This is a genomic window from Chryseobacterium gilvum (assembly GCF_025628965.1).
In the GTDB taxonomy this organism is placed as follows: Bacteria; Bacteroidota; Bacteroidia; order Flavobacteriales; family Weeksellaceae; genus Chryseobacterium; species Chryseobacterium gilvum.
Window position 1 is genome coordinate 1,226,826 of sequence record NZ_JAOTEN010000001.1, and the last position, 15,184, is coordinate 1,242,009.

Here is a 15,184-nt window from a genome sequence, read left to right on the forward strand (position 1 = left end):
GTTTTTTTAATGGAATGTCATTGATGTTTCATTGAAAACAGGATAAAATTAACTAATTTTTGAATATGATGATATAATTTTCATAAAAATAATCCATAAAAACCATGTATTGAATATGACCGCTTATGGGATCTTTCAAAAAAGTCAGTATTTTAGCACTTTCAAAAACCCTTCATGAACGCGATTCAATTTATTCAGAAACAACTCCATATATCCGACAGAAGTATTACTGCTACGGTCAAATTGCTGTCCGAAGACTGCACCATCCCCTTTATCTCGCGCTACCGGAAAGATGCGACGGGCAACCTGGATGAAGTTCAGATCGAGCAGATTGCCAAGCTTAGCCAACAGTATGATGACCTTACCAAGCGCAAAGAAAGCATTCTGAAATCGATCGAAGAACAGGGTGCGTTAACCCCCGAACTTCAGCACAGCATTGAAAAGAGCTTTGACCTTCAGGAACTTGAAGACCTTTACCTGCCTTTTAAAAAACGCAGGAAAACCAAAGCGGATGCCGCCAAGGAAAAAGGCCTGGAACCGCTCGCCAAAATCATCATGAGCCAAAAGCCGAATGACCTGTCTTCTGTCGCTTCCAAATACCTTACCGATCAGGTGATGTCTGAAGAGGAAGCATTGCAGGGCGCAAGAGATATCATCGCAGAATGGATCAATGAAAACAGGTACATCCGTCAAAACCTGCGCCGCCTGTTTCAGCGTAAAGCCGTAGTCACTTCGAAAGTAGTGAAAGCTAAAAAAGATGAGGAAGGCGCACAGAAATTCTCCCAGTATTTTGAATGGGAAGAAAGCCTGAACCGGATTCCTTCGCACCGTCTTCTGGCGATGCTCCGTGCCGAAAGCGAAGGTTTTGTGAAAACCCAAATTGCCGTGGATAAAGAGGAAGCATTAACCTTGATCGAACAGGCCGTTATCAACTCCAACCGGGAAAGTGCGGCACAGATTGCTTTAGCCATTAAAGACAGCTATAAACGGTTGCTGGAACCCGCCATCTCCAACGAAACGCTGCAGGAAGCCAAACAAAAGGCAGACCTGAAAGCCATTGAGATTTTTTCGGAAAACCTCAGCCAGTTGCTTCTTGCGCCGCCTTTGGGCGAAAAACGGATTTTAGCCATTGATCCCGGATTTAAAAGTGGCTGTAAAGTAGTCTGCCTCGATGAAAAGGGAGACCTGCTCCACAATGAAACCATTTATCCGCACGCGCCGCAGAATGAAACCGGAATGGCGATGAAGAAAATCCGCTCGATGGTGAATGCCTATCAGATCCAGGCCATCTCGATCGGCAACGGGACCGCAAGCCGTGAAACGGAATTTTTTATCAAGAAAATCGCCTTCGACAAGCCGCTGCAGGTGTTTGTGGTTTCGGAAGCCGGCGCCTCGGTCTACTCTGCCAGTAAAATTGCAAGGGATGAATTTCCCAGATATGATGTGACCGTTCGTGGTGCGGTTTCTATCGGTCGAAGGCTGGCCGATCCTCTGGCGGAACTCGTGAAAATTGATGCCAAATCGATCGGGGTTGGGCAATACCAACACGATGTAGACCAGGCTCTGCTGAAAAACGAACTGGATTCAACCGTAATGAAATGCGTGAATTCCGTCGGGATCAATCTCAATACCGCAAGCAAATCGCTGTTAAGCTACGTTTCCGGGATCGGGGAAAAAATGGCAGAAAATATTGTGAATTACCGTGCCGAAAACGGCGCTTTTGAAGACCGGAAGCAACTGAAAAAAGTCCCGAGACTAGGCGAAAAAGCTTTTCAGCAGGCCGCCGCATTTGTAAGAATTATAAACGGGAAAAATCCATTAGATCAATCTGCCGTTCACCCGGAAGCGTATGGAATTATCGAAAAAATGGCGAAAGATTTAGGCATAAAAACCACTGAGCTGATTGCCAATAAAGAGAAAATAGCACAGATCAATCCTGAAAAATACACCAACGAAACCATGGGGATGTTAGGAATCCGAGATCTTCTGAAAGAACTGGAAAAACCCGGACTGGATCCCCGGAAAGCCGCTAAAGTTTTTGAGTTTGACCCGAATGTCAAAAGCATTAAAAACCTGCAGATCGGAATGGTCCTTCCCGGAATCGTGAACAATATCACGGCATTCGGATGTTTTGTAGACCTCGGAATCAAAGAAAGCGGACTGGTGCATATTTCGCAGCTCAAAGGAGGTTTTGTATCAGATGTGAATGAAGTGGTAAAACTGCATCAACACGTACAGGTAAAAGTGACGGAAGTGGATGAAGCAAGAAAAAGAATTCAGCTGAGTATGATTCTGTGATTTCTTTTGTCTTAAAATCGAAGATTCGACGGCGTCAAAATAAAAGAAACAAAAGTTCAAGACTTGGATTCTTCCGCTAAAAAATTAATGCTATAGACTCCGGAGTCGTCCGCTACAATTACCTGTAATGAAAATATCAGAATTAAAAGTTAAGAAAAAGATTCACAGACCAACCCGAAATTTCGATGTGGAAGGTGAACGCATCTATGAAGAATTTGAATATATTTTACCCTATAATCCTACCCACAAGCGAAATGAAAGAGAACGATTATATGCAAAAACAATTGACCTAATTCCTTTCTTCCTCATATTTCGTTATGGTTTTCATGAGCTTATTATTGTCAGCTTACTTTTTTCAATACTTTGCGTACTTATTTTTGGGACTTTTTGCGAAACTCTTTCTGGAACAACTTTAGGAAAGCGATTATTTAAGTTGAAGGTGATAGACGATTTTGGAAATAAACCGAACATCACCAAATCAGCATTTAGAAATATTTTATCATTTGCTAATTTTTTTCCGGTATTCTCTGAGTTTGGACCCAAGCCTAATCAATATTGGGAAAAGTCAGGAGTGAATATGAATTTTAGTATGCATCTGAACAATCAAATTACTAAAACCTACATTATAAAAGAACATAAACTTGCTGAAATACGGAAATTGCTTAAAGATCAACAGCCGTAAAAAAAATCCCCGTCGAACCGACAGGGATGATAATTATTTTTTGGATTCTTCAACAGAAACTTTTCTGAATTCTTTGAACAATTTGCTCAATTCTAAAGCTGATTTACGAGCTCTGGTTCCTGCTGCCTTGTTTCCTTTTTCTGATTGCTGATTTGCCTCACTAGCGAACGCCTCAAATTCTGCGTTGATTTTTTCAATAAGTTCTTTCATGTGTATAAAAATTTAGGTTGCAAATATATGCTTTCAGACCATTCTAGCCTAACATCGGTAAAAAAATTAATAAAAAAATATACATTATTTAAAATTACCCGTTCGCAAAGATGATTTTAACGGAATTTTGTCGGAATCAGCTTCTGAATCAATCAGCCAGCTTTCCCATATTCTACCTGTATTGTTTATTTCAAAAATTTAAAATATTAAGAATCGGTTTTCCTGTCATATAGCTTGTAAAAAGTATAATCAAAACAATATTAACCAGCAGGCTTTTTTTCATCCCATGGATCGACAATACCTGCAGTATGCTCATCAACAATATGTTAATAATCACCAATAATCCTGAAATACTATTTAATTTGATCAGATACGGTATGACCGCCCAAAAGTACAGTAAAAAAATAACTGTGATCTGTGACATATACAACTGCTCTTTTCTGAATGGAGACAACGCTACGCAATAGCCAAGATCGTGACTGTACAGCTTGGAAATAAAATCTCTGTTGAGATACACAATGATTACCATCAAAGCAGGCAATACAAATTTCTGGACACTTTCCATAGGAGTTACAAACAGAATCAGCCATAAAAACACGAGGAGTGCTATCCTTTTCTGCGTATATGCTTTACTGAGCTGCATAACATCTTTCCTGATCAGAGTCATAAAACTAAGTTGTAGAGGAACTGCATGCTCCAGGAAACGGGTCGCCATTTTTTTTGAAGCGACCATCTTCGCAGATATATTCTCAACGGTCTGATCAAAAACCAGATACGAACCGTAATTTTTTATCCTGGACGCAGCGTAGATTAAAGCGCAGGTCATTAAAATCCAGATCACCTTGATGTGAAGAAATAAAGGGGGATTGTACGATTGCAGGGTCAATACTTTAATTCTGTTTGCTTTTTTAAGATATCCTATGGCAAAATAATTTTGGGTATCTGCAATTTTCCGGATGTAGAGATAAAGCTCATTCAGTCCTGTGATATTAAAAAACCGGTCGTTGAAGAGGATGACCAGAAATGTGATAAAAAAAAGAAGAATTTTATAGGTTTTTCTGACAAGGTAAAACTCTAAAAAATAAACCCAAAAAGAAATAAAAAATAAAAAAGGGACCGAAAAATATACTAAAGACTGCAGGTATGCAATAATATTGATCCCGTAAGTATAATTGGAAGCAATCAGAGAAGCATTGAGAATGAACAGAAATAGGATCGAAATAAAAAATAAAGCAATGATTTTATACCTGTTTTTTAAAAAAAAGCCGAAAACTGAAGTTTCTTCAAAACAATACCGATTGCTGATCATTTCCTGTTGTCTTTCGCCAAGAATGACAAAAAACAATACTACCGAGATGATGATGTTTGAAAAAACCGCTCCCATATTCCCGATCCAGAATGTATTCGGGTACACGGATATGTTGCCGATGTAAAATGTTACATACGCTGCTTTTTCATTCGGGATTAGTAAAAACCCCAGTATAAGAAGGATGATGATGTATATTAAAAAGTTCTTTTTCTTAATATGGTATTTGGCATATAAAAAACTGAGACTCAGTACTTCTTTCATTTTTCTACCAGTATTTTGTATAATATTCAACGGCTTCTTCAAAAACCGTCTTATCTAGGTCTTCATTCTTTTCCCGGATACGGTCAGGACTTTTCATATATCCGTCAATACATTCATGCTTATTGCCTTTGAAAGTGACCGCACCGTCTTTCATCAATATAAATTCATCGGCTGCATTTTCTATTTCAGCAATTAAATGGGTAGAAATAATAACAGTGGTATTTTCAGAAATTTTCCTGAGTATGGAATAGAGCCTGTTTCTTTCGGAACTGTCCAGGCTATTAAAAGGTTCGTCTAAAAGCAATACGGCAGGAGCATTGAGCAGCGATAAAGCAATCCCGATTCTCTGGATCACCCCGCCTGAAAGATTATATGCCGTCATATTTTTAACGGCATCAAGATCAAAATCAGTAATAATTTCAGAAATTTTGATTTTTAGTTCGCTGTCTTTGCATCCTTTCAGCAAACCGAAATAATGAAGGTTATCTACAATATCAAACTCTTTTATTAACCCGACATTTTGGGGCATATAACTCATTGCAGCCAAATACTGCTTATTATTTTTAACCGGTTTCTGATGAAAAGTCACAGCACCTTCTGTAGGAGCCAGTAAAGTAGAGATAACTTTTAATAAAGTACTTTTTCCTGCACCATTGGATCCTAATACCGCATAAATTCCTTTATCGACAGAAAAATTAATATGACTCAGGATTTCTTTTTTATTTTTCTGATAGCTTACATTATTAATTTCTAATACCATAACGTTTTAATTTTTTTTGAAAATTCAGCATTCGAGCCAGCTGATCCGGATAAAAAGCAATCAGATTGAAAACAATCATGGCAACCGCAAAGGTATACAGGCCAATCATCACCCCAATCCCGATGTGTAAAGATAATATCAAAATCATGATCAGTTTTCTGATTCTTTGATTAAAGATTAAAAAAGGATAGGAAATTTCCAAAAACATAATTCCGATGGAGAGGATCACAAATCCCGTCGCCGGAATTTTATCGGCTAAAAAATTCAGCAGATCTTCATTCATATAATGGTTAAAAGCCATCCACATGGCATTTCCGTTGTACCAATCGAAACCGATGTATTTACCGAAACCTCCGAAAAAATAAATGATGCACAGCTGCATCTGCATCAGTCTCAATGTAAATGAAAAGATGCTGCCGCTCGCTTTGCTTTCACTGGAAGCTATGGAGAAAAATAAATTGCAGTATAAAAGAAAACCCAACATAAAATCTGCTCCGTAAGAAAACAGATATGATGAGTTGAGCAATATGGTGTGAAGTAGGATGATCATGATTGCGAAAACCACCCGGAAGTAATGTAAGAGGCTTAAAAAAATAGAAACAATATACACCAGAATGATGATCATAAATGCATTGTTGTAACTGAGACCCAGCTTTTCGATACCGTTGGTAAGATTGGTAATGGTAAGGAACCTGTTGTCTACAAATAAAGCGTTGATTTTTGGGCTTATGATTCCGCTTTTAGAAAAAATGGTGAAAACATCCGGTAACAGCGACAAAATATTAATGAGGGCGACGAGCAAAATCAGGTTGCTGAAAAGAACCGCATGGTTTTTTTGCACTTCATATCCGAATATGAATGATCTCAGCTTATTCATGACTTACAATTTTATATGCTTCAAAAACTTTTACCGTATCTCTTCTCCCTACAGACTGATATTCTTTTAAAGAGGTAAATTTTTTAACCTTCAGCTTAATGTTTAATTCTTTAATATCCGTATCATACGTCACATTGTTATAAAGTGATTTTGCAATTTCTTCTCTGATGCTTTTGTTGCTGATAATATCGGTAAGGTTTATCAGCATGGTGTTGAATTTGAGATCAGATTCATAGGTTTTCATTAATCCGTTTATTTTTTGGGTGCCGTTATAAAATTCATACACATGCTTGATATTTCTGATATTGGGTGAATAATAGGCATAGCCTCTGATGGTTCCGGAATAATTGGCATAAACTTTTACAGGATACGGTGGATTTATTTTCTGCAGCCGGTCAATATAAAATTTCCCCATGCTGTTGAGATTCTTATCTCTGTGATTAAGCTTTAAATACGTAAACGAATTGATATTGATAAAAACTGAAATAGCGATATGAATAAAAAATAACAGGATCAGCAGGTTTTGAATTCTTTTCACGTGCATATATTTCATATTAAAAATGATCTGAAGATAGTTTCTGGTTATTTTGATAAAGACAACATGAGGTGAATCTGCTGTCTTTTCAATTTTTAAAATAAAAAAAGAGGCTGTAATGATTGAGACAGCCTCTGATTGAGTACCTTAAAACTAATTACTTAGTAACCGGTTTTGGTTTAGGATTCGTTGGAGCCGGTGTTGAAGGGCCGCTATCCCAAGCAAGAATTCCTGAGATATCAGAACTCCAAGCTAAGATAAAGCTACCATCTACAGACGTACCTGCTGTCAAATCTGTAAATTCGCTGTTTTCAATAACCTCTACATTTTTAGCATCAGAAGTATTTCTGGCGTTTGAAAATGAGAATAAAGAGATTGATAACATCAATACAGCAGACATAGCAAAGATTGATTTTGTTCTGTTTTTCATGATTGTCATAGTTATTAGTTAAAAATTCCTTGAACAGTTTTTAATCCACACAAAGCGATACAGATTATGGTTTTAGTTCGATATTATTCACTTTATCGTTTAATAATTTAATTATTTTATATTCTTCCCCTTTAAAAGCTTCTGCAACAGTTCTACCATCAGGCATTTTATTTTCAAGCTGCTCTTTTGATAATTTCCCCTTCAAGCTTCCCAAAGGATTTGCCTTATAATCATCATACACCTTAATAAATTTTTCTTTACTTACCGAAACATTAGACAGATCATTGCTTTTGGGCTTACTGTCCAGAAAGCTGTATTCGTTGAAGTTTGTGATTTTCTTAACCCCACTCAGCTTCCAAGAATATAGGTTTTCTTTATCTGCAATCTGCACAATCAAACCGGGTAACCCATTGAATTTATAAGGCCCGTCCTGAAAAGGAATTTCCGGAGCAAACCATGCCGTCCATTCTCTGCCGCCATACAAAACCGTTGCTTTCTGGGTTTCATAACTGTCGATTTTTTTCTTTTCCGCTTTTATTTTCCAATCCAGCTTGGGCATTTCATGATAATTGATTTCATCTTGCAGGATTTTATTAGAAAATATGATTTCTTTAATAGGATATGGTTTTATCACCTTATAGGTAAACTTAGGAAGTTGTATGATCTGATTCATATCTACTCTGATCCCGGATTTTCTTGATTGATCGATCTGCTGCTGAATAATTGAATCCTGCGAAACGACCAGATAATCTCTATAGATTGATTTTTGGTCTGTCACATCCAGAACCGTCAGAATTTTAATATTTTTAAGGCTGTCTGTTTTATAAGTTAAATCATAAAAAAATCGGGTTGCACGTGTTTGTGCATTCGTATATACAAAAATGAATGTGATAACAAATATTATAATTTGTTTCATGGTTATTAGTTTTATGCTAAATTATATAAAGAATTATTAAATATATGTGATTTATGTCACATTTTACATAAACCTTAAAATTAAATGATTTTAAAAATCACAGGGCATTTTTATTCCTGACATATGTTTCCCGGTTCATACCTAAAAACGATGCCAGTAAGCCGTCGTTCAATGCTTTGAGTAAATTGGGGAAATCTTGTTTCAGATGGGCTAATTTCTGTTCTATTGTATAAGTACTCAATACTTCAAACCGCTTGATGGATGCGGTATTGTATTCTTCCAAAAGATCGGCGTATATGCTTTTAAGATTGAGTGATGAATGAATTACGGTATCAAAATCTTCTCTTTTAATATATAGGAGCTCTGCATCTTTAATACAGTCTATAGTTTCATTATTTTCTGTAAAGTTTTTGAAGCTTCCCAGATTGGTTAAGAATCTATTTTCCCAGGCTATCATACGGGTGATTTCTTTTCCTTTTTCATTGATATAGAAAGCACGTAAAAACCCGCTGTTTACAAAAAAGAGTTTATTACAAGGAGCATTTTTTTCAATCAGCACTTCCTTTTTCTTAGCTTTTAACGGAATGAAATAGTGTTCGATGATTTTTTTCTCAACGTCTGATATTTCCCCATACTGTCTGAGGAAATGTATTAATAGTTCGTGATTCATGGTGGTTTAGTTTAGTTTTTATAATGATCACCTCAATGAATGTCATCAATTCTCCAGCTCTCTATAGCTGTAAATCTTAATGCATTGGAGTTGAAGTCTTTTTAAAAGTTTTATTTCATAGGCTCTTTTTATTTAGAATAATTATACTAGATATTAAATGTACGCATTGTAATATTTATATACATCAAAACTGTGTGATAATTTAATTTATTTTTTGCTTTTAAAAATTAAAGTAAGATAAAAGTAACGTCATGTATTCCAAAGCCATCGGAAAAGGCATAATTCTTGAGAATCTTCCACTTATATATATCTTTAAACAGCACTATTAATAAACTCATCATCAACGAAACTATGAACAGGAACTTTACCCATACCGCAATGATCATCTGCACCCTCCTGCTGTCTTCCCGATACAGCGCGCAGGAAATACAGCCAAAACACTATTCATTATTCCACCCGGTTCCCAAAGAGGACATGAAGGAAATGGAAACCGACCGTCCCGATGTCACCGAATCTCCGATAACCGTAGATGCAGGACATTTTCAGTATGAAACCGATCTGGTAAGATTGGTGCGGGAAACTACCGAAACACAGCAAAACAATACGCTATTGATCAATCAGGGCAACCTTAAAATCGGGATCGCCCACAGCACTTCTATACAGATCGGTTTCCAGACGTACGGAAGACAGGAGGAAAAAGAACTGGATACCGGAACGAAAACGACTTCTGAAGGATTTGGGGATATCACCCTGCGAATTAAACAGAATATACTGGGAAATGATAAGGGAAATTTTGCATTGGCAGTCATTCCTTATGTCAAATTCCCGACTTCTCAGTATGATGACGAAAGCCGTTTTGAAGGAGGCCTCATTGTTCCCATGTACTATAAACTGCCGGGAGAATGGAAGCTGGGATTTCAGGTGGAAGCAGACCGGCTGAAAGACAAAGACGGGCAAGCCATGCATACGGAATTCCTGCAGACACTGACCATCAGTCATCCCCTATTGAAAAGTGTTGACGGAATCGCGGAAACCTATTATACCTATGATTTTAAAGCCCATCAATTCTCTAATTTTATCAATGCCGCCGTTCAGGTGGAAGTTGCCAAAGATTTCAAAATTGATGCAGGATTAAATTACGGATTACAGCATACTGCAGAAAAACACTACTTTTTAGGAGCCTCTTACCGACTGTAAAAAAAAAGCTGAATTGATATTTCAATTCAGCTTTTTTAAGTTCTTGTTGTGCTATTCAGCATTTTTCATATACCGACTGATGCTTTCTTTAGAAATCAGATCCAGAATCTGATTCACATCAATGATTTTGTGCTTATTAATGATACTTTCAACTGCTTTTGCCGCGTCGGGTGCGTTTACGAGGCGCTCTAAAAGCCCATAAATATTCACCATCTTTTTGTGCGTATTCTCCTCATCACCGCCAAACCAGGATCCGGTAAAATGGTGGCTGACATAATTTTTCGGCAAATCCTGAGAAAAGTAAACAGAAGGATACAGCGTTACCTCATGCTTCAATTTCTGAATGGTGTCACTATACCGGTCTGCACCATATTCTTTTTCAAGCATTTCAGAAAAAATATCGGTATTGATGCGTTCTACGAAACCCGGCTGCTGCTCGTAATAGGATACAAAATCCTTCGACAGTTGATGATGCGGTTCTGCCATCCAGAATGCAGAATAAGGGACGCCTTTCACTTCAAATCCGCACACCGCTTTTTCATCAAGAAATTCATCGAGAGGCATTTTAAGTTCCATGTCGGTGTCCATATAAATTCCGCCGTGCTCCAACATCACTTTTGACCGAACATAATCGGAAACGAATGCCCACTTTTTCTGTTCGAAGGCTTCTTTTACATAATTATTATCCTCCAGCGGAGCATTATCTTCGTTCCATTCGATGATTTCAAAATCAGGATGAATTCTTTTCCAGGAAGCAATGCAGTGTTGTGCCAATTCATTTTTCGGCTGCCTTCCAAACCAGCAGTAATGTATTTTTTTCGGAATCATATTATTATATTAATATTAATAATGCGTTGATGTGTGTTTTTTGTTTCTACAAAAATTAAACCTTAATGACCAAGCGTAAGAAAAAACTTAAAAAACAATATAATTTAAATTAATGGTACATTTATTTCTTACTATCTCTCAATATACGGTACCGAATACATTTAACAAAACCTATGAAACAAAAAGCTGAAAGTCAATATCTTCCAAAGAAATACGTAGAAATCACAAATCCCGACTGGGTAAAAAACGCTACACTTTATGAACTGAACGTTCGTCAGTTTTCCGAAGAAGGCTCTTTCCAGGCAGTGAAAAAACAGCTTCCAAGGCTCAAAAAAATGGGAATTGATATTATCTGGCTCATGCCGGTACAGCCCATCGGAATCCTGCACCGCAAAGGGACATTGGGAAGTTATTATTCTGTAAAAGATTACTGGAGCATTAACCCGGAATTTGGGACCGAAGAAGATTTCAGAAGTCTCGTTGAGGCCATCCATCAGGAAGGAATGTACGTGATTCTCGACTGGGTGGCCAATCACACCAGCTGGGACAATGATATGGTAACCCAACATCCGGAATGGTATATGAAATCAAGAAAAGACACGTTTCAATCGACCCGGTGGAGAGATTATGATGATATTATTGAATTGAATTACCGGCATCCGGAACTGCGGAAATACATGACCGAAGCCATGAAATTTTGGGTAAAGGAATTTGATATTGACGGGTACCGCTGTGATATCGCGAGCTTTGTGCCGATTGATTTCTGGGAAAATGTAAGAGCTGAACTGGCCACCCTCAAACCGGTTTTCATGTTGGCCGAGGCGGAAGATAAGGAGCTTCACCGTAAAGCTTTTGATGCTACGTATAACTGGACGCTATGGAATATTCTTCATCTGATTGCTACAAATAACACCAGCGTAAAAAACCTGAGCGAAGCTTATATTGCAGAACATGTATCTATCTTTCCGAAAGAAGGCATTCGTATGAATTTTATCGACAATCACGATAAAAATTCCTGGGAAGGCACTCCGCAAAGTAATTTTGGTGATGCTTTGAAAGCCGCTACCGTTTTCACCGTTATGATGGATGGGATACCGCTCGTCTACAGCGGCCAGGAAGCAGGACTTGACCGTTCGCTCCAGTTTTTTGAAAAAGACCCCATCGACTGGAAGTTCCATGAAAATGAAGAACTCTACACCACGCTTTTTAATCTGAAACATCAAAACCAGGCACTCTGGAACGGAAGCTACGGCGGCGAAATGGTAAGGATCATGAATGATAAAATGGATCAGGTCATTTCGTTTGTAAGGGAAATGAAAGGAGATAAAGTGATCACCGTAGTAAATTTCAGTAAAGAATCGATTATTGTACAGTTAGATACCTCATTCGATACGGGAATCTACACCAATGTATTTACTTCAAAGCAGCAGATTGTTTCTGACACTACCATTTTAAGTCTGAATGCATGGGAATACCTGGTTTTGTACCATACGGAACCGAACGTATAATACCTTAATTTCACTCAATACAATTAATCAAAGCGAATTACTGAAAAGCTCTACTCAGTTTTGAATGTTTTATTTTTAAATATTGCCTTAAATATAATCCAGATAAGACTGCCATATATAATACCCACTAAAGCACCGCCGATAATATCAAACGGATAATGCACACCATTGTAGATCCTGCTGTAAGATACCAGTAAAGCCCAGAAAAGCAAAACGATTTTCAGCCCATTATACTTTGCAGGCAGTAAGAAGAAAAGAAATGTTAAAAGCCCAAATGCATTGGCACTGTGAGAAGAGACAAAACCATAATCTCCACCTGCACCTGCTTTGCTTAAATGAATCAGTGGAGCTAAATCCGGTTCGTGAGAAGGCCGATACCGCTTCACCAGATTTTTCAAAATTCCGGAAGCGGTCTGGTCACACAAAGTAATAGTAACTGTAATTGCAACCAGAATAAAAATGGTAAATCTCTTATATATTCTGATTAATAGGATCAGCAATAGGGCATAAAACGGAATCCAAAATAATTTATCACTCGCCCAATACATGATCAAATCAAAGAAAGCATTGTGTTTTCCGTTAATTGCAAGAAATAATTCGGTATCAATCTTATTCAAGTATTCAAGAATTGACTTCATGTAATGATCGTTTTATTTTTAATTTCTGAAATTTATATACTTTAATGCCTGTATTCAATGTATTTATTTGAAATATGAATTGTTGGATAAATTTAAATTTTGATGAAGTATTTATAAAATTTTAAAACTTTTTTCACCTTTCTTTTAAGAAGCATTTTATTTGATGCATCACTTATTTTCTTTAGACAGTATTCTGGTGACAATCCTGACAGTGCGGCATATTCTTCACTAATACTACTCATGATTTCTTTATTCTGTGTGAATCTTGCGAAATTTTTGAGCCTTTTATCGATATCAATATGATCATAAAAACTCATCCTGTTTAAATCAACAATATAAAACCGATAGATCCCGTTTTCTTTTCTGATCAGAAAATTTCCTGCAGCATTATCGATGAAATAAATCCCATTTTCATGTAAATTATAGATTAACGCAGCATATCCCTTAATAATTTCTGTTCTTTCAGGAAAATCTGGATTATGGATTATTTCATTGAGCGTAAGAGAATCTTCGAGCTGCTCACTGATGTAATAACTCGATGTTAAGCCTATAAAATCATGATTTTCAACGTACGCAATCGGAGCAGGCGTATAAAAATTCTTGTCCAGAAGAAGCTGGGCATATTCAAAAGACCTTCTCGCCTTAGATTTCCGGTAAAATTTATAAACGTGTCTGTTGATTATATTATGCTGCTTGAATGACTTAAAATTAACGATCCTGTCATTAATTTTGAAGAACTTGATGATATTTCTGTGACCATCGCCTATTAAAGTCCCGCTATTTTTAAATTGTTTTAAAGTCTGAATGATTTCTTCATGATACTGAGAAAATTCTTTTGCGACAAACACCTTCATTTTAATCTATTTAACTTGTGAATTATCTTTTATCTAAAATCCCATGAATCAACTGCATCATATGATCCTGATCGGTATGATTGGTATTTACCGAAAAACTCTCGCCATTATAAGGCGCATACATATCCTGATCACTCACAGAAAACAGACCAATGGTAGGAGCCCCAGAAGCGCTTGCCAAATGCATAACGCCATTATCTGCAGCAATGAAAAGGCTTACATTTTTAAGAAAACCGCCCATTTCACGAATATCTTTACTGTAAAAATGAGGAATCTTAAAATTGAGCTTTGAGGTGTTTTCTACCGGTAACAGCTCAATAATATTGTAATCCGGAAAATTTATTTTTAATTGCTCATAAAATTTTTGCCACCAATCTTCAGAATAGCACTTTTCTCCTGTTGCGTTGGTATAAAGACAGATCGTATCTCTGTCATTCTGAACCAGATTGTTTAATTTTTCTTTACCTGCCCCAATTTCACTGGGATCCAGTTTAAGATCTAAATCAGAAATGCCTGCTGTAATATCGTCAAACCCCAGTTTTGATAAATAATCCCGGAGGTTGTAGATCGTATTTTTGGACATGTGCCTGTAATCAGAATATTTTGCATTTAATTCTTCGTCAAAATCACTGAAAACCTTGTACCCGGAACGTGCGAATGATGTAGATAATTTGCCTGATGAAGACCCTGAAGTTGAGTTGATAACGAGATCATATTTTCTCGTCTTCAATAAAGCCCAGCCTCTCAGATATTGAAATAAATTACTGAAAGGTTTTTTAGGAAGCTGTATAATTCTGTCAACATTTTTAAAGTTTTTAAAAATCGTAGGTGACGCTCCACCTTTTACAAAAAGATCAACCTTACTATCTGGAAAAAGACGGTGAATTTCATTAACCAAAGGCGTAATGAGCAAAAGATTTCCCAACCGGTGGTTTGGTCTAGTAATTAATACTTTTCTGATGACCAAATCTTCTTTATTACCTATTGTCGAATGTGATTTCCCAATATTTTTAGTAAGATTTTGCATGACAGACCTTCTGACCGCATTGATTTTTTTAGAAATTTTCATAGGATACAAAGGTAATTCACCTAAATTTAATTGTAATTAAACAAAGATACAAACTGACGTGGCTTTATTTTTTCCAAATTAATATTTTTTTTCCGATTTAAAAGAATGTTCCATATAGTAATTTTCAATAGTCAATATTTTA

The 15,184-nt window shown here is 36.9% G+C and carries 16 protein-coding genes; 4 read left to right on the forward strand and 12 right to left on the reverse strand.

What is annotated here, in order from left to right:
* The first annotated feature begins 174 nt into the window (after positions 1-174).
* Both N0B16_RS05685 and N0B16_RS05690 read left to right on the forward strand, forming a co-directional pair.
* The gene (locus N0B16_RS05685) at positions 175-2,298 is read left to right on the forward strand and encodes a Tex family protein (protein WP_262989760.1); all 2,124 of its coding nucleotides are present in this window, start codon (positions 175-177) and stop codon (positions 2,296-2,298) included.
* 127 nt (positions 2,299-2,425) lie between these two features.
* Positions 2,426-2,980: an RDD family protein gene (locus N0B16_RS05690; protein ID WP_262989761.1), complete on the forward strand. Its 555-nt coding sequence runs from the start codon at positions 2,426-2,428 to the stop codon at positions 2,978-2,980.
* 33 nt (positions 2,981-3,013) lie between these two features.
* Here N0B16_RS05690 and N0B16_RS05695 read toward each other — a convergent pair whose 3' ends face one another.
* The 8 genes from N0B16_RS05695 to N0B16_RS05730 form a co-directional block, all read right to left on the reverse strand.
* Positions 3,014-3,190 (reverse strand): BF3379 family histone-like protein, encoded by a 177-nt coding sequence (locus N0B16_RS05695; protein WP_262989762.1) that lies wholly within the window; start codon positions 3,188-3,190, stop codon positions 3,014-3,016.
* Between the two features lie 190 nt (positions 3,191-3,380).
* On the reverse strand, positions 3,381-4,760 hold the full coding sequence (locus tag N0B16_RS05700) for a hypothetical protein (protein WP_262989763.1): 1,380 nt from the start codon (positions 4,758-4,760) through the stop codon (positions 3,381-3,383).
* A gap of 4 nt (positions 4,761-4,764) precedes the next feature.
* Positions 4,765-5,520, reverse strand: coding sequence for an ABC transporter ATP-binding protein (locus N0B16_RS05705; RefSeq protein ID WP_262989764.1), 756 nt, complete (start codon positions 5,518-5,520; stop codon positions 4,765-4,767).
* Complete coding sequence (locus tag N0B16_RS05710; RefSeq protein ID WP_262989765.1) at positions 5,504-6,397, reverse strand: HTTM domain-containing protein; 894 nt, start codon at positions 6,395-6,397, stop codon at positions 5,504-5,506. Before N0B16_RS05710 ends, N0B16_RS05705 begins: the two co-directional genes overlap by 17 nt.
* On the reverse strand, positions 6,390-6,935 hold the full coding sequence (locus N0B16_RS05715; RefSeq protein ID WP_262989766.1) for a hypothetical protein: 546 nt from the start codon (positions 6,933-6,935) through the stop codon (positions 6,390-6,392). Before N0B16_RS05715 ends, N0B16_RS05710 begins: the two co-directional genes overlap by 8 nt.
* A gap of 154 nt (positions 6,936-7,089) precedes the next feature.
* Positions 7,090-7,362 carry a hypothetical protein gene (locus N0B16_RS05720; protein WP_262989767.1) on the reverse strand — a complete coding sequence of 91 codons (273 nt, stop codon included), beginning with the start codon at positions 7,360-7,362 and terminating at the stop codon, positions 7,090-7,092.
* Positions 7,363-7,426: 64 nt separating this feature from the next.
* Positions 7,427-8,278 (reverse strand): GLPGLI family protein, encoded by an 852-nt coding sequence (locus N0B16_RS05725; protein ID WP_262989768.1) that lies wholly within the window; start codon positions 8,276-8,278, stop codon positions 7,427-7,429.
* A 97-nt stretch (positions 8,279-8,375) separates the two neighbouring features.
* Entirely contained in the window at positions 8,376-8,948 is a 573-nt protein-coding gene (locus tag N0B16_RS05730; protein WP_262989769.1) for a Crp/Fnr family transcriptional regulator, read from the reverse strand.
* Positions 8,949-9,299: 351 nt separating this feature from the next.
* Between N0B16_RS05730 and N0B16_RS05735 the strand changes: the two genes are divergently transcribed.
* Entirely contained in the window at positions 9,300-10,145 is an 846-nt protein-coding gene (locus N0B16_RS05735; protein ID WP_262989770.1) for a transporter, read from the forward strand.
* A gap of 51 nt (positions 10,146-10,196) precedes the next feature.
* On the opposite strand, the gene N0B16_RS05740 is transcribed toward N0B16_RS05735, so the two are convergent.
* On the reverse strand, positions 10,197-10,973 hold the full coding sequence (locus tag N0B16_RS05740; RefSeq protein WP_262989771.1) for a glycosyltransferase family 32 protein: 777 nt from the start codon (positions 10,971-10,973) through the stop codon (positions 10,197-10,199).
* Between the two features lie 173 nt (positions 10,974-11,146).
* Between N0B16_RS05740 and N0B16_RS05745 the strand changes: the two genes are divergently transcribed.
* A complete protein-coding gene (locus N0B16_RS05745; protein ID WP_262989772.1) occupies positions 11,147-12,481 on the forward strand; it encodes an alpha-amylase family glycosyl hydrolase in 1,335 nt (444 codons plus the stop codon).
* A gap of 50 nt (positions 12,482-12,531) precedes the next feature.
* On the opposite strand, the gene N0B16_RS05750 is transcribed toward N0B16_RS05745, so the two are convergent.
* From N0B16_RS05750 to N0B16_RS05760, 3 genes are all read right to left on the reverse strand, one after another.
* A complete protein-coding gene (locus tag N0B16_RS05750) occupies positions 12,532-13,119 on the reverse strand; it encodes a phosphatase PAP2 family protein (protein WP_262989773.1) in 588 nt (195 codons plus the stop codon).
* Between the two features lie 92 nt (positions 13,120-13,211).
* A complete protein-coding gene (locus N0B16_RS05755; RefSeq protein WP_262989774.1) occupies positions 13,212-13,973 on the reverse strand; it encodes a lipopolysaccharide kinase InaA family protein in 762 nt (253 codons plus the stop codon).
* A 22-nt stretch (positions 13,974-13,995) separates the two neighbouring features.
* Positions 13,996-15,042: a glycosyltransferase family 9 protein gene (locus tag N0B16_RS05760; protein ID WP_262989775.1), complete on the reverse strand. Its 1,047-nt coding sequence runs from the start codon at positions 15,040-15,042 to the stop codon at positions 13,996-13,998.
* Between the last annotated feature and the right edge of the window lie 142 nt (positions 15,043-15,184).

Bases quoted from the DNA above. Each gene is read 5' to 3' on its own strand.
- N0B16_RS05745 (WP_262989772.1), top strand. From the start codon at position 11,147: ATGAAACAAAAAGCTGAAAGTCAATATCTTCCAAAGAAATACGTAGAA.
- N0B16_RS05735 (WP_262989770.1), top strand. From the start codon at position 9,300: ATGAACAGGAACTTTACCCATACCGCAATGATCATCTGCACCCTCCTG.
- N0B16_RS05685 (WP_262989760.1), top strand. From the start codon at position 175: ATGAACGCGATTCAATTTATTCAGAAACAACTCCATATATCCGACAGA.
- N0B16_RS05705 (WP_262989764.1), bottom strand. From the start codon at position 5,520: ATGGTATTAGAAATTAATAATGTAAGCTATCAGAAAAATAAAAAAGAA.
- N0B16_RS05750 (WP_262989773.1), bottom strand. From the start codon at position 13,119: ATGAAGTCAATTCTTGAATACTTGAATAAGATTGATACCGAATTATTT.
- N0B16_RS05700 (WP_262989763.1), bottom strand. From the start codon at position 4,760: ATGAAAGAAGTACTGAGTCTCAGTTTTTTATATGCCAAATACCATATT.
- N0B16_RS05710 (WP_262989765.1), bottom strand. From the start codon at position 6,397: ATGAATAAGCTGAGATCATTCATATTCGGATATGAAGTGCAAAAAAAC.
- N0B16_RS05760 (WP_262989775.1), bottom strand. From the start codon at position 15,042: ATGAAAATTTCTAAAAAAATCAATGCGGTCAGAAGGTCTGTCATGCAA.
- N0B16_RS05720 (WP_262989767.1), bottom strand. From the start codon at position 7,362: ATGAAAAACAGAACAAAATCAATCTTTGCTATGTCTGCTGTATTGATG.
- N0B16_RS05755 (WP_262989774.1), bottom strand. From the start codon at position 13,973: ATGAAGGTGTTTGTCGCAAAAGAATTTTCTCAGTATCATGAAGAAATC.
- N0B16_RS05740 (WP_262989771.1), bottom strand. From the start codon at position 10,973: ATGATTCCGAAAAAAATACATTACTGCTGGTTTGGAAGGCAGCCGAAA.
- N0B16_RS05690 (WP_262989761.1), top strand. From the start codon at position 2,426: ATGAAAATATCAGAATTAAAAGTTAAGAAAAAGATTCACAGACCAACC.
- N0B16_RS05695 (WP_262989762.1), bottom strand. From the start codon at position 3,190: ATGAAAGAACTTATTGAAAAAATCAACGCAGAATTTGAGGCGTTCGCT.
- N0B16_RS05730 (WP_262989769.1), bottom strand. From the start codon at position 8,948: ATGAATCACGAACTATTAATACATTTCCTCAGACAGTATGGGGAAATA.
- N0B16_RS05725 (WP_262989768.1), bottom strand. From the start codon at position 8,278: ATGAAACAAATTATAATATTTGTTATCACATTCATTTTTGTATATACG.